The organism is Pseudomonas sp. B21-009 (assembly GCF_024749345.1).
Taxonomy (GTDB): Bacteria; Pseudomonadota; Gammaproteobacteria; order Pseudomonadales; family Pseudomonadaceae; genus Aquipseudomonas.
This window is the reverse complement of the sequence record NZ_CP087199.1, coordinates 2,818,753-2,837,246: the sequence shown is the minus strand read 5'-3', so window position 1 is coordinate 2,837,246 and position 18,494 is coordinate 2,818,753. Positions and strand designations below refer to the sequence as shown.

At 61.2% G+C, this 18,494-nt stretch carries 21 protein-coding genes and 2 pseudogenes; 9 read left to right on the top strand and 14 right to left on the bottom strand.

Going from position 1 to position 18,494, the window contains the following annotated elements; all coding sequences use genetic code 11:
- Positions 1–28: 28 nt before the first annotated feature.
- From LOY34_RS12925 to LOY34_RS12900, 6 genes are read left to right on the top strand one after another with little or no spacing between them, the layout of a single operon-like run.
- Positions 29–451, top strand: a complete 423-nt coding sequence (locus LOY34_RS12925; RefSeq protein WP_195884044.1) for a nuclear transport factor 2 family protein — start codon at positions 29–31, stop codon at positions 449–451.
- Positions 448–1,200, top strand: coding sequence for an SDR family NAD(P)-dependent oxidoreductase (locus LOY34_RS12920; RefSeq protein ID WP_195884043.1), 753 nt, complete (start codon positions 448–450; stop codon positions 1,198–1,200). Before LOY34_RS12925 ends, LOY34_RS12920 begins: the two co-directional genes overlap by 4 nt.
- A 5-nt stretch (positions 1,201–1,205) precedes the next feature.
- A complete protein-coding gene (locus LOY34_RS12915) occupies positions 1,206–2,453 on the top strand; it encodes an NAD(P)/FAD-dependent oxidoreductase (RefSeq protein WP_195884042.1) in 1,248 nt (415 codons plus the stop codon).
- Positions 2,450–3,259 carry a DUF1365 domain-containing protein gene (locus LOY34_RS12910; RefSeq protein WP_115089617.1) on the top strand — a complete coding sequence of 270 codons (810 nt, stop codon included), beginning with the start codon at positions 2,450–2,452 and terminating at the stop codon, positions 3,257–3,259. Before LOY34_RS12915 ends, LOY34_RS12910 begins: the two co-directional genes overlap by 4 nt.
- Positions 3,234–4,493 (top strand): cyclopropane-fatty-acyl-phospholipid synthase family protein, encoded by a 1,260-nt coding sequence (locus tag LOY34_RS12905; protein WP_195884041.1) that lies wholly within the window; start codon positions 3,234–3,236, stop codon positions 4,491–4,493. Before LOY34_RS12910 ends, LOY34_RS12905 begins: the two co-directional genes overlap by 26 nt.
- Before the next feature lie 17 nt (positions 4,494–4,510).
- A complete protein-coding gene (locus LOY34_RS12900; RefSeq protein WP_401293958.1) occupies positions 4,511–4,984 on the top strand; it encodes a DUF2878 domain-containing protein in 474 nt (157 codons plus the stop codon).
- Here LOY34_RS12900 and LOY34_RS12895 read toward each other — a convergent pair.
- Genes LOY34_RS12895 through LOY34_RS12875 form a run of 5 tightly spaced genes read right to left on the bottom strand, consistent with a single transcriptional unit; the run spans position 4,925 to position 8,026 of the window.
- On the bottom strand, positions 4,925–5,104 hold the full coding sequence (locus LOY34_RS12895) for a DUF2256 domain-containing protein (protein ID WP_115089615.1): 180 nt from the start codon (positions 5,102–5,104) through the stop codon (positions 4,925–4,927). The two genes, LOY34_RS12900 and LOY34_RS12895, sit on opposite strands and share 60 nt — an antisense overlap.
- Entirely contained in the window at positions 5,101–6,612 is a 1,512-nt protein-coding gene (locus LOY34_RS12890; RefSeq protein WP_408980908.1) for a cryptochrome/photolyase family protein, read from the bottom strand. The genes LOY34_RS12895 and LOY34_RS12890 overlap by 4 nt, the downstream gene beginning before the upstream one ends.
- A 23-nt stretch (positions 6,613–6,635) precedes the next feature.
- The gene (locus LOY34_RS12885) at positions 6,636–6,941 is read right to left on the bottom strand and encodes a DUF6482 family protein (RefSeq protein WP_195884039.1); all 306 of its coding nucleotides are present in this window, start codon (positions 6,939–6,941) and stop codon (positions 6,636–6,638) included.
- The gene (locus LOY34_RS12880; RefSeq protein WP_195884038.1) at positions 6,938–7,474 is read right to left on the bottom strand and encodes a DUF3833 domain-containing protein; all 537 of its coding nucleotides are present in this window, start codon (positions 7,472–7,474) and stop codon (positions 6,938–6,940) included. Before LOY34_RS12880 ends, LOY34_RS12885 begins: the two co-directional genes overlap by 4 nt.
- Before the next feature lie 3 nt (positions 7,475–7,477).
- Complete coding sequence (locus LOY34_RS12875; RefSeq protein ID WP_195884037.1) at positions 7,478–8,026, bottom strand: chalcone isomerase family protein; 549 nt, start codon at positions 8,024–8,026, stop codon at positions 7,478–7,480.
- A 137-nt stretch (positions 8,027–8,163) separates the two neighbouring features.
- Here LOY34_RS12875 and LOY34_RS12870 point away from each other — a divergent pair, with 137 nt between their 5' ends.
- Positions 8,164–8,931: an SDR family NAD(P)-dependent oxidoreductase gene (locus tag LOY34_RS12870; protein ID WP_195884036.1), complete on the top strand. Its 768-nt coding sequence runs from the start codon at positions 8,164–8,166 to the stop codon at positions 8,929–8,931.
- A gap of 184 nt (positions 8,932–9,115) precedes the next feature.
- Here the strand turns inward: LOY34_RS12870 and LOY34_RS12865 are convergent, their stop codons facing one another.
- The 8 genes and pseudogenes from LOY34_RS12865 to LOY34_RS12835 form a co-directional block, all read right to left on the bottom strand.
- Positions 9,116–9,847: an anti-sigma factor domain-containing protein gene (locus LOY34_RS12865; RefSeq protein WP_195884035.1), complete on the bottom strand. Its 732-nt coding sequence runs from the start codon at positions 9,845–9,847 to the stop codon at positions 9,116–9,118.
- Complete coding sequence (locus LOY34_RS12860; RefSeq protein ID WP_195885995.1) at positions 9,844–10,404, bottom strand: sigma-70 family RNA polymerase sigma factor; 561 nt, start codon at positions 10,402–10,404, stop codon at positions 9,844–9,846. Before LOY34_RS12860 ends, LOY34_RS12865 begins: the two co-directional genes overlap by 4 nt.
- Positions 10,405–10,514: 110 nt before the next feature.
- Positions 10,515–11,057, bottom strand: coding sequence for a DUF3455 domain-containing protein (locus LOY34_RS12855; protein ID WP_195884034.1), 543 nt, complete (start codon positions 11,055–11,057; stop codon positions 10,515–10,517).
- Positions 11,058–11,260: 203 nt separating this feature from the next.
- Positions 11,261–11,404, bottom strand: a pseudogene (locus LOY34_RS27510) (hypothetical protein); the annotation flags it as partial.
- Positions 11,405–11,442: 38 nt separating this feature from the next.
- A pseudogene (locus LOY34_RS12850) lies at positions 11,443–13,173 on the bottom strand (TonB-dependent receptor domain-containing protein); the annotation flags it as partial.
- A 76-nt stretch (positions 13,174–13,249) separates the two neighbouring features.
- Entirely contained in the window at positions 13,250–14,083 is an 834-nt protein-coding gene (locus LOY34_RS12845) for a FecR family protein (RefSeq protein WP_195884006.1), read from the bottom strand.
- Complete coding sequence (locus tag LOY34_RS12840; RefSeq protein ID WP_195884005.1) at positions 14,080–14,601, bottom strand: RNA polymerase sigma factor; 522 nt, start codon at positions 14,599–14,601, stop codon at positions 14,080–14,082. Before LOY34_RS12840 ends, LOY34_RS12845 begins: the two co-directional genes overlap by 4 nt.
- Before the next feature lie 105 nt (positions 14,602–14,706).
- Positions 14,707–15,138 (bottom strand): nuclear transport factor 2 family protein, encoded by a 432-nt coding sequence (locus tag LOY34_RS12835; protein ID WP_195884004.1) that lies wholly within the window; start codon positions 15,136–15,138, stop codon positions 14,707–14,709.
- Positions 15,139–15,336: 198 nt separating this feature from the next.
- Between LOY34_RS12835 and LOY34_RS12830 the strand changes: the two genes are divergently transcribed.
- Complete coding sequence (locus tag LOY34_RS12830) at positions 15,337–16,038, top strand: EthD domain-containing protein (RefSeq protein ID WP_045198977.1); 702 nt, start codon at positions 15,337–15,339, stop codon at positions 16,036–16,038.
- Here LOY34_RS12830 and LOY34_RS12825 read toward each other — a convergent pair.
- Complete coding sequence (locus LOY34_RS12825; protein WP_195884003.1) at positions 16,035–16,511, bottom strand: nuclear transport factor 2 family protein; 477 nt, start codon at positions 16,509–16,511, stop codon at positions 16,035–16,037. The two genes, LOY34_RS12830 and LOY34_RS12825, sit on opposite strands and share 4 nt — an antisense overlap.
- A gap of 105 nt (positions 16,512–16,616) precedes the next feature.
- Here LOY34_RS12825 and LOY34_RS12820 point away from each other — a divergent pair, with 105 nt between their 5' ends.
- A complete protein-coding gene (locus LOY34_RS12820; RefSeq protein WP_195884002.1) occupies positions 16,617–18,470 on the top strand; it encodes an ABC transporter ATP-binding protein in 1,854 nt (617 codons plus the stop codon).
- The last annotated feature ends 24 nt before the right edge of the window (positions 18,471–18,494 follow it).

The window sequence follows — 18,494 nt, the reverse complement described above, 5'->3', positions numbered from 1 at the left end:
TGTTGTACAGGATTTTCGGGAGCCTTGCATGTCCACTTATCTGCAGTATTTCGCGGAGCGCTTCTCCAGCCTTGATGGGCGGAGCCTCGATAGCCTCGAAAAACTGTATAGCGATAACGTAACGTTCCGTGATCCGTTGCATCAGATCGATGGCCTGGCAGCGCTTCGTCGCTACTTCACCGAGCTTTACGCCAACGCACAGGACATTCGTTACGTTATCGCCGGCGCGGACGAAGTTCAGCCGGGCCAGGGCTACCTGCGCTGGACGCTAGAGTTCCGCCACCCCCGACTCGCCAATGGCAGGCTGATCAGTCTGCAGGGCTGCAGTTTTCTCAAGTGGCAAGAGCGTGTTCACTTCCACCAGGACTACTTTGACGCAGGTGCACTGCTTTACGAGCACGTACCAGTCATGGGCGGCGCTATCCGCTTGCTCAAGGGCCGGCTGGTATGAGCCGTTGCTGGCTGACGGGGGCAAGTAGCGGAATCGGCGCTGCCCTTGCCGTCCAATTGCTGGACCAAGGGCACCGGGTTGCCTTGGGTACACGTGATGCCAACCGCTTATTGCACTTGATGCAACGATATCCGGGGCAGGTATTGGCGGCCGTCGGCGATGTCGATTGCGCTGAGCAGGTCTCCAGGATCACCGCACAGATCGAGCACACCTGGGGGGCGCTGGACCTGGTCATCCTCAATGCCGGAACGTGCGAATACCTCGAACCAGGACTCTTCGACCCGGCACTGGTCGAACGTGTGGTGCGCACCAACCTGTTTGGTGTAAGCCACTGTATTGCAGCGGCCCTCCCTTTGCTGCATCGCGGTGAGCGCCCGCACCTGGTCGTAATGGGCAGTGCGGTGACCTGGTTGTCGCTCCCTCGTGCCGGAGCCTATGGCGCCTCCAAGGCGGCCGTGCGCTACCTGGTGGAATCGCTTCGCTTCGACCTGATCAATGAAGGTATTGCCGTAACGCTGGTCAGCCCTGGATTCGTCGATACGCCGTTGACCCGTCGCAACGACTTCCCCATGCCTCAGTTGTGGACCACCGAGCGTGCCGCCGCACATATCACTGCACGCCTGCCGCGACGCCCGCTGGAAATTAACTTCCCCACTGCATTTACGCTGGGCCTGCGCGTGATCGGCGCCCTGCCGGTGCGCTGGCGACTGAAGCTTTGCCAGCGCCTGGTGCGTGCCCCAAAGGACTAAAACTCATGCGTATCGCCATCATCGGCACCGGCATCGCTGGACTAACCTGCAGCTACCTGCTGTCCCGCCGGCACGAGGTGACGGTATTTGAGGCCGCCGATTGGATCGGCGGCCATACCCATACAGTCGATGTGCAATGGCAATGCCAGCGGTACGCGGTGGATACCGGGTTCATCGTGTTCAACGACTGGACCTATCCAAACTTCATCCGCTTGCTCGACCATCTAAAGGTTGCCTCGCAGCCCACGCAGATGAGCTTTTCAGTGCATGACCCACGTAGAGGTTTCGAATACAACGGCCATGGCTTGGACACGTTGTTCGCGCAGCGTCGTAACCTGGTGTCCCCCGGATTCTGGGGCATGCTGAAGGATATCCTGCGTTTTAACCGCGAGGTTCTGGCCGATCTGGACAACCAGCGCATTGATAGTGAAACGACCCTCGGTATCTACCTTAAGACACAGGGCTATGGGCAACGCTTCATCGACCATTACATCGTGCCCATGGGCTCGGCAATCTGGTCTATGTCACTTGCCGACATGCTCGCTTTTCCCTTGCAGTTCTTTGTGCGCTTCTGCCGAAATCACGGCCTGTTATCGGTGAGCCACCGTCCGCAGTGGCGGGTGATCGAGGGCGGCTCACGCAGCTATGTGGCGCCGTTGTGCCGGCCCTTTGCCGAGCGCATCCGCTTGAACTGTCCGGTCAAGCGGGTCGAGCGTGACGAAGGCGGCGTAACCCTCTTCAGCGCGGCGGGCATGGAGCGTTTCGACAGCATTGTGTTTGCCTGCCATAGCGACCAGGCCCTGGCCCTGCTGGGAAGACCCAGCGTGGCCGAACGCTCGGTGTTGAGCGCCATCACCTATGCCAGCAATGACGTAGTGCTTCACACCGACACCCGACTGCTGCCGCGCCGGCGCAAGGCCTGGGCCAGTTGGAACTACCGCCTGGGCGGCGAGGAACAGGCCCCCGCGGCTCTGACCTACAACATGAGCATCCTTCAAGCAATCGAAGCGCCGGTAACGTTCTGCGTGAGCCTCAATCAGACCGCGCTGGTGGATCCCGCGCAGATTCTGGCCCGCTTCAAATACGCCCACCCCCAATACAGCCTCGCAGCATTGATAGCCCAGGCCCGCCACGGCGAACTACAGGGCAGGCAAAACAGTTACTACTGCGGAGCCTACTGGGGCAATGGCTTTCACGAGGACGGGGTGCTCAGCGCACTTAAAGTGGCCGAGCACTTTGGAGAGCGCCTGTGAACAGCAGTTTGTGCCAGGGCTGGGTCAGCCACCGCCGGATGGCCCCGCACCACCATGCATTCCGCTACCGGATCGGCTTGTTCTACCTGGATCTGGATGAGCAGGCCTGGCTAACAGGTCTCTCTCCCTGGCTGGGCCGGTCGCGGTTTGCGCCCCTGAGCTGGCGCGAAACCGATTACCTGCCGGGGCTGACCCGTGATGGAGAATCATTGGCGCAGGCCGCGCGTCTATTAGTGGAGCAAGCCACCGGACAGCGCCCCGAAGGTGCCGTGCAATTGCTCGCCCAACCACGCTGCTGGGGGCTGTCGTTCAACCCTGTGAGCTTCTATTTTTGCCATGACGTTGACGGGCACCTGGCAGCAATCCTGCTGGAGGTGCGTAACACACCTTGGCGCGAACGCTTTCACTACGTGCTGCCGGTACAGGAGGGTCAGGGACGCTCATTCGCCATGGCCAAAGCGTTCCACGTCTCGCCGTTCATGCCGCTGGATATGGATTATCGCCTGCATTTCTTCCTCGATGAGCAACGCGTGCGCATCCATATGGAGAACTGGCGTGCGGGGCACAAAGTGTTCGAGGCCGATCTAGCATTGCAACGCCAGCCGCTCAATCGCGCCACCTTGCATCGGCACATTTTGGCTTTTCCGTGGATGAGCCTACGCACCGTTTCATCCATCTATTGGCAAGCCTTGCGCCTCTTGCTCAAGCGCACCCCCATTCACGACCACACTGCCGGCCAGGGCAACCTAGTGCTCGGTAAACCCTGCAAGGACCCCGATCATGTCCAATCCCACTCTGAGCGTTAGCAAGTCAACAGGCATCACCCCATTCCTGGGCGGCCTCACCCGAAACACCGTGCTCGCTCAGTTACGGCGGTTGAGCCAAGGACATCTACGCGTGCTCAGCAAGGGTCAGCAGTGGAGCTTCGGCGACCCGGCGAGTCAGTTGCAAGCCGAGGTGGAGATCCTCGAAGACGCGACCTGGAACCTGATCGCCGGTAATGGCTCGATTGGTGCTGGGGAAGCGTATATCCACGGCTATTGGCGCAGTCCTGACCTAGCGGCTGTGACCCGTCTGTTCGTTGCCAACCTCGATGTCCTCGACGCCATGGAGGCAGGCCTGTCTCGACTCGGGCGCCCGGTCCTGCGCTTGCTGCACCGGCTCAACCGGAACAGCCGACGAGGCGCTCGACGCAACATTCTCGCCCATTACGACATGGGCAACGCCCTGTTCGAGCGTTTGCTCGACCCGACTATGATGTACTCCGCCGCACAGTTCGACAGTGCCGAACAGACCCTTGAAGCGGCCCAGCTGAACAAGCTGGAACGCATCTGCCAGAAGCTTGAGCTCAAACCCCACGAGCATCTTCTGGAGATTGGCAGCGGCTGGGGCAGCCTGGCCATCCATGCCGCTACCCGCCACGGCTGCCGCGTTACCACCACGACACTCTCCGACGCGCAGTACGCTTATACATGCCAACGTGTGAAGGCGCTGGGCCTGGAGCAACGTATTACGGTGTTGCGCGAGGATTACCGTGATCTGCGCGGACGTTTCGATAAACTGGTATCGATCGAGATGATCGAGGCCGTCGGACACCGCTATCTACCCACCTATTTTCGCCAGTGTGAGTCGTTGCTCAAAGACGATGGCCTGATGCTGTTACAGGCCATCACCATTCGCGACCAGCGCTATGCACTGGCCCGCCGCTCGGTGGACTTCATCCAACGTTACATCTTCCCCGGAGGCGCGCTACCTTCGCTGAGCGTGATGCTCGAAACCGCTAGCCGCCAGACCGCGCTGAACCTGGTACACCTCGAAGACTTCGGTCTGGACTACGCGCGTACCCTACGTCATTGGCATGACAACTTGCGTCAAGCGCGGACGGTGCTGACGGAACTGGGCTACGACGACACCTTCCAGCGCTTGTGGGAGTACTACCTGTGCTACTGCCAAGGCGGCTTTGAAGAGCGCGCGATCGGCGTGGCGCAGTTACTGTGGGCTACGCCGCGGGCTCGCCGGGCGCCATTGCCGGGCACGTAAAATTGGGCCGCGGGTGGATGATCGGCAATGCCCTTTGGCTTCAGGTCGGCTGGTGGGCATGCGTCTTGGGTGCACACGTTCAATGGCTTCTGCTCATTGTGCCGATCGGACTAGCTCTACATCTGCGCCTTTGTCAGGAGCGTAGCGCCGAAGTGCGTGCGCTTTTGCGCGTGGCACTTGCAGGGTGCTTGCTGGACACTCTGTTGGGCTCTGTGGGGGTGTTCAGCTTTGACCAGCGGCCCTTGCCTGTGTGGCTGGCATTACTGTGGCTGGTGTTAGCCAGCGGCTTGCGCCATAGCCTGGCTTGGACAGGACGCCCCTACTGGCGGGCGGCTCTGGTGGGCATGTTCAGTGGCCCGCTGGCATATCTGGCCGGTGCCAGGCTCACAGGTGTTGATCTGCCGATGGGGCACGTCGGCACAGGCCTGCTGCTAGCGCCGATCTGGGCGCTGGTCTTGCCCCTCGCCGTGCGGGTCGCGTCGTGGCGCTGAGCGGCGACAGCGCTCAGAACAGTAGCGAACGTGCTCCCAGCAGCGTGCCCAACGCTTGCGCCAGGTGAACGGCAAGCCACACACGACGCAGAACTTGCTCGGCAACAATCGCTTGTTCATATCGACTCCCCCGCATCCAGGTGTGCCAACAGCCTCTGGCCACGTAGCCACACCGCATCGCGCCGGGTCGACGACATGCCATCCAGACTGCGATAGACCAATGCCAGTCGAGGGTTTTTCGACAGTAACTGGCGATGACGGATGAGGAAATGCCAATAGAGTGCATTAAACGGACAAGCGTCCTCCTCCACGGCGTGTTCGACTTTGTAGCTGCAAGATTTGCAATGGTCGGACATGCGCTGAATATAACGGCCGCTGGCGCAATAGGGCTTCGAGCCAAGGTAACCACCATCTGCATGCATCACCATGCCCAGTGTATTGGGCAGCTCGACCCAGTCGAAGGCATCCATGTACACGGCCAGGTACCATTCGCATATCGCGGGCGGCGCGATGCCGGCCAGTAACGCGAAATTACCGGTGACCATCAGTCGCTGGATATGATGCGCGTAGCCCAACTCCAGGGTCTGATCAATCACCTGGGCCATGCAGCGCATGCGGGTCTGCCCCGTCCAATAAAATTCGGGCAGCGATCGGTCGTTGCCCAAGTAATTCAGCGCCGAGTATTCGGGCATGCGTAGCCAGTAGATACCCCGCACAAACTCACGCCAACCGATCAACTGGCGGATAAAGCCTTCGGCGGCGTTGAGCGGTACCCTCCCCTGGCGCCAGGCTCGGTCGACATCGTCACACAGCCGGCGCACATCCAGCAGGCCGATATTCAGTGCTGCACTGATGCGTGCATGAAAAAGGTATGGTTCGCCCTCAGCCATCGCATCCTGATAGTCACCGAAGGCCGCAAGACTGAACTCAAGAAAGTGCTCCCAGAGCTGCTGTGCTTGGTCATGAGTGACCGGGTAGTCAAAGGTATCGACTGCACCATAATGGTCGGCAAAACGCTCACGTACTAATGTCACCACCGCCGCTGTGATCGCATCATGAGCAAATTGAGCGGGAATTGGCCCGCGCAGACCACGCGGCAGTGGCTTACGGTTGTCGCCATCAAAATTCCAGGCACCTCCGGCAGGGCTTCCTTCAGGTTCCAGCAGCAGGCCACAACGCTTGCGCATTCCCCGATAGAAGTGCTCCATTCGCAAGTGCTTGCGGCCAGCGGACCAACGCGCGAAGGCTTCGCGCGAACATAGAAAGCGGGTGTCACGATGCCACACAAGCGGCAACCCGGCATCACGTAACGCCTGTTCTAGCCGCCACTCGCCACATTCGGTTACATGCACTTCGTCTGCATGCAGTAACGCCTGCCACCGCTGTAGCTCCCCGGCGATACTACCGCTGTTGCCCGGCGTATCCAGTTGCTGGTAGTGCACATTCCAGCCTCGCTCGCGCAGGGCCTGAGCGAAATGGCGCATTGCGCTGAGTATCAGCACAATCTTCTGCGGATGATGCGGCACATAGCGTGCTTCACCCTCGACCTCAGCCATCAGCAGAACGTCGCGTGCCGGGTCCAGGGCGCGCAGCACCGCCAGGTCAAAAGACAGCTGATCGCCCAGCACCAAACCCAGGCGCCTCCCCTGCGCTACCACTGGCTGGTTAGCGTAAACGGCACCCGCAGCGGGGCAACAGGACCGCCGCGCTGGCCGCATATTTCCTCGTGCACCAAATACTGCACCAGCATGCACGGCACTGGAGGCACATCGGCCAGAAATTGCCGCAGCTCGGTGGTCGAGCGCAGGCGCAAAACTTCGCCGTTCGCGTCGCACAAGGAATAGGGCCCGGTGTCGGTCAACACGCGCAACACGTTAAAGCCCCCTTCAAGTAACAGAACTTCAAGCTCATTGATATCGCGAGCGCTCGCCGACTTGATCAGCTGCTTCAGGTTCATGGTGTGCCCTCCGGCAAGCGGCGGAAGAACAAGGTTATCTGCCCAATCTCCACACCGAGTTTGCTCATGCTCGAGCGGTTTAGGAGGGTGTCATCGTCCATCAGGTACATCCAGTCATCCAGGTCCACCTCCCAGTTCCGCCCATCAACAGGCAGGTCCAGACGGTAGCGCCAGCGCAATGTATTACCCGCTACTTCACCGATGGCCTCGCCAATCACGTCACCAGCGGTGCCGCGCCAGCGATTGGGGCCGTCCGGGGTTAGGGTCCAGGTTCTCTGCTGGCGCGTACCGTCGCTGTACAGAAAATGCTCGTCGAGGATCAGTCGTTCGCCCTCGCGGCGGCTGTCGATACGCACATGGAAGCGCTTGACTACCTCCCCCGAGCGCTTTTGGAACATGCCCCAGGCCTGCACCGGCCGCGAGAAAAACTCCACCAGGTTGAGGCGTGGATGCTCCCCAGCGTAGCGCTCAACGCCGACGTTTCCGCAACTACCTAGTAGCAAGCAGCCGATCAACAGAAGCACTTTGTACATATTTCAGTCTCCTCGGTCGCTCCCGGCCAGCCCGAGCAGGCGCTGGCGCAATTGTGGATCACGGGCCCGCGGATCAACCCAAATGGCGAAGAAAGCACGGGCGAAGGCCGGGTCGGTCACTTCAAGGCTGAGTTGGCCATCGACATAGAATCGGCAACCTTGCCCCGGTAGGTACAGACCGGCGATGCGCATGCCCGGGCGCACATCCACAAACGCTTCCTGCATCGCTTTTGACCATCGCTTCACGGTTTCCCTCGCCATTGGACGGTCAGCTAGGCGCTGCATTTCATCAATGCTGGCCTGCACCAACGTTTCCCGGGTCAATGCCCGGTGGTAGATCAGCTCGAGGGCGAACGGCTCATTCCAGCTCCATGCAGCACCGGCGCTCCACAGGCGGGCGGTGTAAAGACGCAGGCCGAACCAGGTGAATTCGCCGCTGCCGACCACGCGCGCCTCTGAAAGCGAAGGCCTCCAGTCTGACAATGCAGGCTGTGTGATCGTCATAAGAAAGGCCAACGCGAATAGGCTGAGTGCTGAGGTTCTGCTTGCCATGTGCGGGACACCGGGAAGAGAAAATACTGTACAAGTATATTTTAATGTACAGTTTTTAGTACAAATATCGAAGGTGATGATCAATTTCGTATGGCCCGGGGGTTAATACTGCGGCAACATCTTGCCGGGAGAGCAATATGACGCTGATCACCAATCTAGCTGTGGCAGCAAACACTCTTGTCTGCGGCGCCAGCGAAGGCATCGGTCTTGCGCTTTGCTCACAATTGCTAGCGCGTGATGACGTTAGGCAGGTGTTTGCTGTCTCGCGTCAGGCTAACCACAGCGCGGGTCTGGAGGCGTTGGCCCGGCAACATGGCCGGCGTTTGATACGCATCAATTGCGACGCCCGCTACGAAAAGTCGCTGGAGAAACTGACTCGTCATATCGGCGCAACTTGCGAGTGTTTGCATCTAGTGATCAGCACACTGGGCGTGCTGCACGACGCTCCAGCACGGGCGGAAAAAAAACTTGCGCAGTTAGACTTAGCAAGCCTGCAGGCCAGTTTCGTCACCAACAGCTTTGCCCCCATCTTACTGCTTAAACACCTCTTCCCGCTGCTGCATCAGCCTACGACCTTCGCCGCGCTTTCGGCGAGAGTCGGCTCAATCAGCGACAACCGTCTGGGTGGCTGGTACAGCTACCGGGCCAGCAAGGCGGCGCTCAACCAACTGTTGCGCACCGCCAGTATCGAACTGAAGCGGCTGAACCCCGCGTCGACGGTGCTGGCGCTACACCCCGGCACGACGGCTACCCGCCTTTCTCAACCGTTCCAGGCCAATGTACCGCCAGACAAACTGTTCGCGCCTGCGTTTGCCGCGCAGTGCATCCTCGAACTAATCGCTCGGCACGGGCCAGCTCACAGCGGCACTTTCTGGGCATGGGACCATCAGCCGGTCGCCTGGTGAACCTCCCTGCCTTTGTCACAGCAGAAAGCGTTGCATGAAACCTACCAGCATCCAGTTTGCCAACAGGGCCTGAAATTAGAGTAGGAACGCGATTTAGGTTGCAGTTATGACTATCAATCTCGCTCTAACGTTTCATCCAGCTTGGACCCGGAGCAGACAACTACAACCAAGCCTGGAGGGACCATCAGATTACTTTCACGGCACGGCCGATGAATTGCACCGGTCCTGTGGGTTTGCCAGTCTTCGATCCAGTGGGACTTTCCAGCGTCAGTTCAAAGAGCTGGTTGGGCTCCAGCGGTGGCAGTTTATCTAGAGGGACAGAAAGTGTTTGTCCAGGTGTGACCAATCCAAGAGATACCGGTCCTTGCCAGCCGTCGGCTTTGGTCCAGAACTCAAGTGCTTTGTCGGCAGGGACTTGCGTGCCCCCCAAAGGTATCAGTTGGATTTCCCGTGGACTGCTCGCCTGAATCACCCAGCCGGGCGTCTGATTTTGTGGCGCCACCAGAACGACCAGGTAGGTGATCGGTTTCATCTGAGCGGTTTGGGTCAGGAGTGCGGTTGCGAGCAACAGCGATGCGACAAGACCTGTCGCCGCCAGCCCACGCCATAGTGCAAGACGGTTCCACCATGAGTTCGGCTGTGCGGCGGCCGTTGCTCGTGGTGCTTGTCGCTCAATGCTGTTCACGCTGCGCTCGATACGCTCCCAGAGGCGTGGCGTAGGCGATTGCGCTTCAACCAGTTCAGTCAACGGGTATAAGCGCTGCTCCCAAGCATCTACAGCGGATCGTAGTTCAGTGTCTTGGGCCAGACGCTTTTGTACTTCGATGCGCTGCTCGGCCTGCAGCGTGCCCAGAACATACTCACTGGCCAGCGCGTCGATGTCGTCCGGGCTTTGATCTTGAGGGGTCTCGGTCATCCCATGCACTCCCGCAATGCCACCAGACTGCGTTTGATCCAGGCTTTGACCGTCCCCAGTGGTGTACCCAGTTTCTGTGCGATTTGTGCATGCGAATAGCCGTCGACATACGCATGAAGTATGCAGGTGCGCCGCGCCGGCTCCAGTTGCTCAAGGCAGGTATAAATGCGCCCTGAATGGCCGTGATAATCGAAGGTTTGCGCAGTCTCTAGCGATGCCTCCATGGAGGCTGAAGCGTGCAACGCCGTTTCGCTCTGCTCACTGACCTGTACTTCCCTGGCGCCATTACGCATGAAATTAAGCGCCAGGTGCCGCGTCACGCTGAAAATCCAGCCACGTGCTGAGCCTCTTGCCGGGTTGAAACTGGCGGCACGGGTCCAGATCCTGATAAAGGCATCGTGCACGATGTCTTCGGCCAGAACGTTGTCACGCGCAATGCGCCTGGCGACACCCAAAAGCCGAGGACTTTCCTGCTCATATAAATCCCGTAGTGCCTGCTGGTCGCCTCTGGCGCAGGCAATCAGGCAGGATTCATAGTCAAAACCGGGCTCGGGCAAGGACAATTTTTCCGCCGTCAGCAAGGGGTAGCCCCCAGCCGTATAGCTGGAGTTCGATCAGAGCAGCGTAGACGACTTTGTGCGCTGTCAGGCTGCTCTGAATCGCTGGCTTAATTGGCTGTCCAGAAAATATAGTCAGCCTGATATTTGACCATCTCTTGTTTGCCCTTGTTTGCGGCGGAGCATTCGCTACTGGGGGCTACGCCGCCTTTGACGGCCACCCGCTGGATATAGCTGACACCGTTCATCGCGCCTTTGCCTTCAGCTGGGTTGGCCTTGACCAACTGATAAGGGAGGTCACCGGTGCTTGAAGGGGCAACAGACAGTTGCGTCCCGGTGACTTTGGAGCCGTCTTTGGCTTGCCAGGTGGCAGGCGGTCCAAAGTAGGTGCCGATCTGTTTGCCGCTACGATCATTGAGCACCGCCTTGGGCCCGACAAACACCCATTCGGTCTGGCCGGCGGCGTTGGCTTTGTCGCGGCATTCATAAGTGATTTCGCCCACGCCTACGGCTTCCAGTGCGGTCTTGTGGCCGTCCGGAACCTTGATGCTGTCGGGCAGATTTGCCTGTCCATAGGCCGCGGGGATCATGAGTGACAAACAGGTGACAGCGAGCGTAGTACTGGTCATGCAGAGGAACCGTATGGCGTTCATGTAAGCCTCTCCAGAAGGATAATCAGCTCAGCAGCGCGATGGCTACTACCTGTACTACCCGCTGGAGGTCGATCTGGATGCAGTTACATTAGAAATATCAGTACAACTAACGCCGTAGAGCAAGTCCTTGATCGCTTGCCGGTGTGAGTGTCAGCTCTTGGATTGGGGGCAGCAGATTCTGACCGGATACAGGATCGCGTGGTCTTCACGTTTGCCCTCTCCAGTACCCCAATTTCCCGCTGCTGCAAAGCGGGCTTGAATATCTTGCCCACGGCAGTCAGTGGCAACGCTTCGAGGAATTCAATTCGTTTGGGAACTGCTGCCCGCTCGCTGATGTTGACCCAGGCACCGCCAGCAATCAAAGCGCCGGCTTTAAGCAGGTCCCGCCGGCCACCGGTGAGTAGGTGACGCTAAGGTTGGACAGCACCGAGTCGTAGTGCACCTCGCCGCCCTGCACCGTGGCCGGCTGGGCGGCGGCCGATTCCGACAGCGGAATGAAGTCATCGTACTCGGCGGTGGCGTACTCGTAGCGCACGCCGCCTTCCATCGACCAGTGCTCGTTGAACTTGTGCTGCAACTGGGCAAAGCCACCGACACTGCGCGAGGTCAGGTCGGGCATGTAGGTCAGCTTGCCGATCTTGTCGAACACCCGGCCGCCGCTGGCGTCGTACACCTGCGGGTCGAAGATGTCGATCGGCATGTCGCTGCGCTCCTGGTTGAAGTCGCCGCCCCACAGCAGCTCGGTGGTGCCGGCGCTGCCGATCGGGGTGCGCAGGGTCACGCGGCTGCCGAACACTTCGCTGTTTTGCATCACCTGGTCGACATTGCGCCCGCGGGTGGCCACCGCCCGCGCATCAAACGGCGTGAAGCGGGTGAAGTAGTCGCGGTAGTACAGCTGCGCATTGAGCGTGCCGCCGAGGATGTCGGTGTGCGCGTATTCAAGGTTGAGCAAGGTGTTCTTGATCTGGTTCTGCTCATCCAGCGACAGCCCCGACAGCGGCCTTGCCGGCACCGAATCTGGCGGTAACCGTGCAACCGAGGGGTCGGAGGTGTAGTCGGCGTTCTGCTCGGCGTTGTAGTGGCTGGCCGACAGCTGGATGCGCTGCACCTCGTCGATGCGCAAGCCCAGTTTGCCGCCGATGTTGTAGGTGTTGGAATCGAACAGGTCGCCCTGGCTCGGCTCGGGCGCTATACGGTGGCCTTTGGCGTCATAGGAGGCGCCAATGTGCCGGGCGCCAAAATCCAGGGCGTAATCGACCTGGCCCTGGGCGCCCGACAGGTGATGCTGCAACTGCCCGCCGAGGCCGTCGCTGTCTAGCTGGCTCAGTGGCGATACGGCGCTGAGGGTGGTTTGCGCACGCGGCTCGCCGCCGGCCGGGCGGGTGGTGATGGAGATGATCCCGCCGGTTGCCCCCGCGCCATAAATGGCGCTGCTGCCACGGATCACTTCGATGCGCTCGATCAGCGCCGGGTCGATGTTGGCCAGGTTACGTGAGGAATCGCGGTTGGTGTTCAGCGGTACGCCGTCGACCAGCACCAGCATTGTCCGCCCACGCAGCGTCTGCCCGTAGTCGGTGATGGTGCGGCTGGAGTCCGCCATGCCGGGGATGCTTTTCGCCAGCAGGGTGGCCAGGCCATCAGAGCCCTGGCGCAACTGCTGCAGTTGCTCGCGCTCGATGACATTGACCTGCCGGGCTTGCGGCACCAGGTCGCTGTTCAGGCGCGACGAGCTGATCTCCAGGCTGGCCAGTTCCACTGCAGCCGAATCGCTGGCGGGAGCTTCGTTAACAGCTGAAGTGGCGACCGGCAGCACCAGGTAGGTATGTTCGTCGCGCTCCTGGGCGGTCAGCCCGCTCTTGCCCAGCAGCCGCTGCAGCGCTTGCTGCAAGGTGTAGCGCCCGCGCAGCGCAGGTGCGCTCTTGCCGGCAGTGATGTCGCTGGCAAAGAGGATCTGCGCCGAGGATTGGCGGGCAACGGCGTTCAGGGATGTTTCCAGCGAGCTGGCGGGCACATCGAAATCGACCGGTGCCGATTGCGCCAGCGACCACTGGCTCAGCAGCAGGCCGCTGGCCAGCAAAGACAGGCGCACAGGCGCACGCAGGAAGGGCTGACTCACGTTTTTATTCTCCACAAAGTAGGGTTGCAGAGAGATAGCCGTCAGCACCGCCGCGCAACCCTACCTCTGGCGCAGATTATTTTTTCGTGTCGCGGGATTTAATCAGCACCGCGCCATCAGCCGCGGTCGCAACGCTGACCGGCAGGATCGCCGGCAACAGCGCCAGCAGGCGCTCGACATGCGCGCTGTCGAACACCCCGGATACCGGCAAGCGGGCCATGCCCGGGTCGATCAGCCTGATCGGCTGGCGGTGATAGCGCTGCAGCGTGGCGATGACCTCGGCCAGCGGCGTGCTGGCAAACACCAGGCGGTTGTCCTTCCAGGCCGTGACATCATCGGCGCTGACCTGGGTCACCGGGCCGGCGATGCCATCGCGCACGCGCAGTTGCTGGCCAGGTTCGAGCAACGTCACCGCCTCGGTGGCACGCCCGCGCACCGCGACCTTGCCTTCGGCCACGGTCACCTGCACGTCTTGCCCGTTGCGGTTGACGTTGAAGCGGGTGCCGACCACCCGCACCCCTGCCCCGCCGGCATCGACCAGAAACGGCCGGTAGACCCTCGGCGACACCTGGAACAGCGCCTGGCCCCGTTGCAGCTCGACCTGACGGGTGCGCAGGTGCCAGCTGATGGTCAGCTCGCTGTCGCTGTCGAGCAGCACCTGGCTGCCGTCGGCCAGTTGCAGGGCCTGGCGCTGGCCGACCTGGCTGGCAAGGTGTTGAGTCTGATACGCAGGGTCCAGCCACAGTGCGCCAGCCGCCAGGGCCAGCACAACCAGCCCCAGGGTTTTGCCGGTGGCGCGCTTGCGCTTGGTGGGTGTTGGCGCCGGCAGCGGGAATCGCTGCTTGAGCTCCTCGCGAAAACGCGCAAGGGCTTCGTCTTCTTCGCGGTAGTCCTGGGGCTTGCGGCTCATGGCAGCAGCTCCGAGGCCAGGTGTTTGCGGCACGCGTTCATGCCCAGGCGCAGGTGTTTTTCTACGGTCTTGAGCGAGATGCCCAGGCGTTCGGCCACTTGCGCTTGCGGCAGTTCGTGCAGTTTGTGCATGACGAACACCGCCTGGCAGCGCGCCGGCAAGCTGGCAATCGCATCGGTCAGCAGCGCCAGGGTGCGTTCAGCGTCAAGATGGCGCTCCTGGCTTGGGGCGCCACTGGCGACCTCAGGCAAGGCATCAACGCCGATTATCCAGCCCTGGCGACGGCGTTCGCTACGGTAGCGGCTAACCGCGAGATCGTGGGCGATCTTGCGCAACAACGCCACCGGCGTGCGCACGTCCTGTTTTTCGTCCTTTTCCAGCAACTGCAGGCACAGGTCATGCACCACTTCACGGGCGAACACCCGCTCGCCAAAACGTCGGCGCACATGGTCCACCAGCTCGTCATAATGACGGACCAAGGTTGCCAGGAGTGTGGGTTTGCTGGGCTCGACCTGCACGATGACCTGCGCGAAGGGAATGCCAAGGGAGGCGTGGCCGCGCAGTATAAATGCGAATACTTTACATTTAAAGCAAATACCGCATTCTTGCCTCCAGGCCCTTGACTAGCCCTCCACCCGCGAATGAGCGCTGAAGCAGGTCTCGATCAACTTCCACTGCCCATCGATGCGCCGGTAACGATCCTGGTAAATGCCACCCAGTTGCCGCGTGGCGCCGCTCTCGCCATCCAGGTTGAAGTAGTACAGGGCCCAGCGGCCCTGGGCCTGGTCGTCACCGGTCAGGTGTATTTCCGGGTTGGCGCCGTGATGCAGGTCGATCACCCGCGCGTTGCACGCCAGTTGCTGATAGAGCGCGACGAAACTGTCGCGATCGCGAAACGTCCCCACCGGGCCGTAGTCGATGAGGATCTCGCCTTCGGCAAAGCAGTCGCGGATGACCTCCACCTGCTTGAGGTCGCAGGCGTTGAAATAGCGGTGCTTGAGCTGGCGAATGGCGTCAAGCGCCTCCAGGCGGGCAATGCGGTGTTCCAGGCTCATTCGGCTGACCTCACAAGTGGGTGTGGCTTGAGTCTATCGAGCCGCAGGCGGGTGCTGATCGTCCGTTGGGACTAGCTGTGGCAAAGCGATTGAACGCTAGTCTGTTCGGAGGATTCCATGGTGTCGCGTTGCCCCCAGCATGGCTTTGGGTCGATACCCCGCCCGTTCATTGACCAACTGCGAAGGACCTTGATCGCCATGGAAAAAGTCATCTACCTGCTCTGGCGCGACACCCAGACCCCACGCGAAACCTTTGCCCGGCAACTGCGCTGCGAAGTTGCCGCGCAACTGCAGGCGCTGGGTGCGCAAAGGCTGCAACTCAACCTGGCCGACAGCGACGTCGACGCTGCGGCAGGCTTGCGCCAGGAGAACAACCGGCCGCTGCCGCACGCCTGCCTGTCGCTGTGGCTGGACAGCGCCAACGCCAGTGCCAGGCAGCCGTTCGACCGGCTGATCATGGCCGCAACCGCGCGTATGGCGGCCTATCTGGTGTGCGAGTCCGAGGCCATCGGCAACACACGCTTTGCTTGCGCGCCGGGCGAGCGAACCTACGGTTTTGCGCAAGTAGCCCTGCTGACCCGCCCTCCTCGCCTGACCCCGCAGGCCTGGCTGGACATCTGGCGCAACCACCACACGGCAGTGGCCATCGACACCCAGGACAACTTTCAGTACGTGCAGAACCTGGTGGTGCAGGTGCTGACCCACGGCGCCCCGCCGATCGACGCCATCGTCGAAGAGTGCTTCCCGCCGGCGGCGATGACCGACCCTCAAGCCTTCTTCGACGCGGTCGGCGACGAGGCAAAGTTCCAGCGCAACCTGGCAATCATGATGGACAGCTGCGCGCGCTTTATCGATTTCGACAAGATCGACGTGCTGCCCACCAGTCAATATCGCCTCTAGGGCTGGTCAAACAGGCTGGCCGTGACCTTGAACTGTGCAGGTATCGGTGAGGTCACGGTTTCAAACAGGCGCTGGTAGCCTGTGGCAACGATCAACCAGCGCCCGTCACGCTTGACGTAGTCATCCTGGTACAGCGCCGTGCCGTGCAGCATCCAGTCGCCCTCAAGGTCGATGGCGTGATCTTCCAGGTACCAGCTGCCACGCGCGGTGTCGGCCGAGAGCATTTCGATCTGCGGATGGTGCCCGTGGTGTTTGCACAGGAACGTCGGCCGGTCGAGTATCGCCTTGAGCCCGTCAATAAAGGCTGCCCGGCTGTCGAAGCTGTATTTGCCGCCGTCCAGGGCGGTGGTCAGGTCTTCGGCAAGGCACCCCTCCAGTGCCGCCCAGTCATGGCAATCAACCGCAAGAAAGTAACGGTACTTGAGCTGCTTGATGTGCTCGATCTCGACAAGGTCGTCCAAAGTAAGGGCCATCAGTGGTACTCCTGGGGGTGGGGAGGCATCGGCACAGGATAGGTCGATGCCCACTGACGTCATCGTCCGGCTAGACTACAGGGCTACACGTTTTCGGAAGCCACCATGCTGCAGATCTTTGAACGCCGCCTCGACCCCTTCCCGCCCGACGAAGTACCGCCGCCACCGGTAGGCCTGTTGCGCTTTCTGTGGGCCTGCACCCGTGGTGCGCGCGGCTATGTGCTTGCGCTCGCGCTGCTCAGTGCCAGTGTGTCGATCTACGAAGCCTGGTTGTTCGCCTTTCTCGGCCAGGTGGTCGACCTGCTCTCGACCTGGCAGGCCGGTGGCGCCACCGACGGCGAGGAACGGCGGGTGCTGTGGGGCATCGGTATCGTGCTGTTGACCAGCATCGGCCTGGTGGCGCTGCGCACCATGGTCCAGCACCAGGTACTGGCGATCAACCTGCCGCTGCGCCTGCGCTGGGACTTCCACCGGCTGATGTTGCGCCAGAGCCTGTCGTTCTTTTCCGATGAATTCTCCGGGCGGGTGACCACCAAGGTGATGCAGACCGCCCTCGCCGTGCGCGAGGTGCTGTTCACCCTGATCGAGATCGTCCCCGGCATCGGCGTGTACTTCATCGCCATCATCGCCCTGGCCGGTGGCTTCGCCCTCAAGCTGATGCTGCCTTTTATTGCCTGGGTCGCCTTGTTCGGCCTGGCCATGCTGTACTTCGTGCCGCGCCTGGGCAAGGTCGGGCAGGAGCAGGCCCATGCCCGCTCTTCGATGACCGGGCGTATCTCCGACGCTTACACCAACATCACCACGGTCAAGCTGTTTTCCCACTCCAAGCGTGAAGCGCACTTCGCCCGCGCGGCGATGGAAGATTTCAAGCAGACCGGCTTTCGCCAGATGCGCCTGGTCAGCCAGTTCGAAATCGTCAACCAGGCGCTGGTGGTGGCCTTGATCATCGGCGCCGGCGGCTACGCCCTGTGGTTGTGGCACCAGGGTGACGTCGGCACCGGCGCGGTGGCGGCGATTACCGCCATGGCCCTGCGCATCAACGGCATGTCGCACTGGATCATGTGGCAAATGACCGCGCTGTTCGAGAACATCGGCACCGTGCAGGACGGCATGGCCACCCTCACCCGCGGCCCCAAGGTGCAGGATGCGCCGAACGCCGGCGTGCTGCAGACCCGCGGCGGCGCGGTGAGTTTTGACAATGTCAGCTTCAACTACAACGGCGAGCGCCAGGTGCTCGATGGCCTCAACCTGAACATCCGCGCCGGTGAAAAGGTCGGCCTGGTGGGCCGCTCCGGCGCCGGCAAGTCGACGCTGATCAACCTGCTGTTGCGCTTCTACGACGTCGACAAGGGGGTGATCCGCATCGACGGCCAGAACATCGCCGAGGTCACCCAGGACAGCCTGCGCAGCGCCATCGGCATGGTCACCCAGGATACTTCCCTGCTGCACCGCTCCATCCGCGACAACATCGCCTATGGCCGCCCGGATGCCACTGATGCGCAAATCCGCGCGGCGGCCTACCACGCCCAGGCCGATGGCTTTATCAGCCAGCTGAGCGACAAGCAGGGCCATAGCGGCTACGACACCCTGGTCGGCGAGCGCGGTATCAAGCTCTCGGGCGGCCAGCGCCAACGCATTGCCATCGCCCGGGTGATGCTCAAGAACGCGCCGATCCTGCTGCTCGACGAGGCCACCAGCGCGCTGGATTCGGAAGTGGAAGTGGCGATTCAGGAAAGCCTTGGCGAAATGATGCAAGGCAAGACCGTCATCGCCATCGCCCACCGGCTCTCGACCATCGCCGCCATGGACCGGCTGATCGTCATGGACGAGGGGCGCATCATCGAGCAAGGCACCCACGCCGAACTGCTCGGGCGCAACGGCACCTATGCACGGCTGTGGCAGCACCAGAGTGGCGGCTTTCTGGGTGAGGACCAGGGGCTGGTGCTGGCCGAGGAATAGCTGGCCGAGGAACAGTAGCCGTTG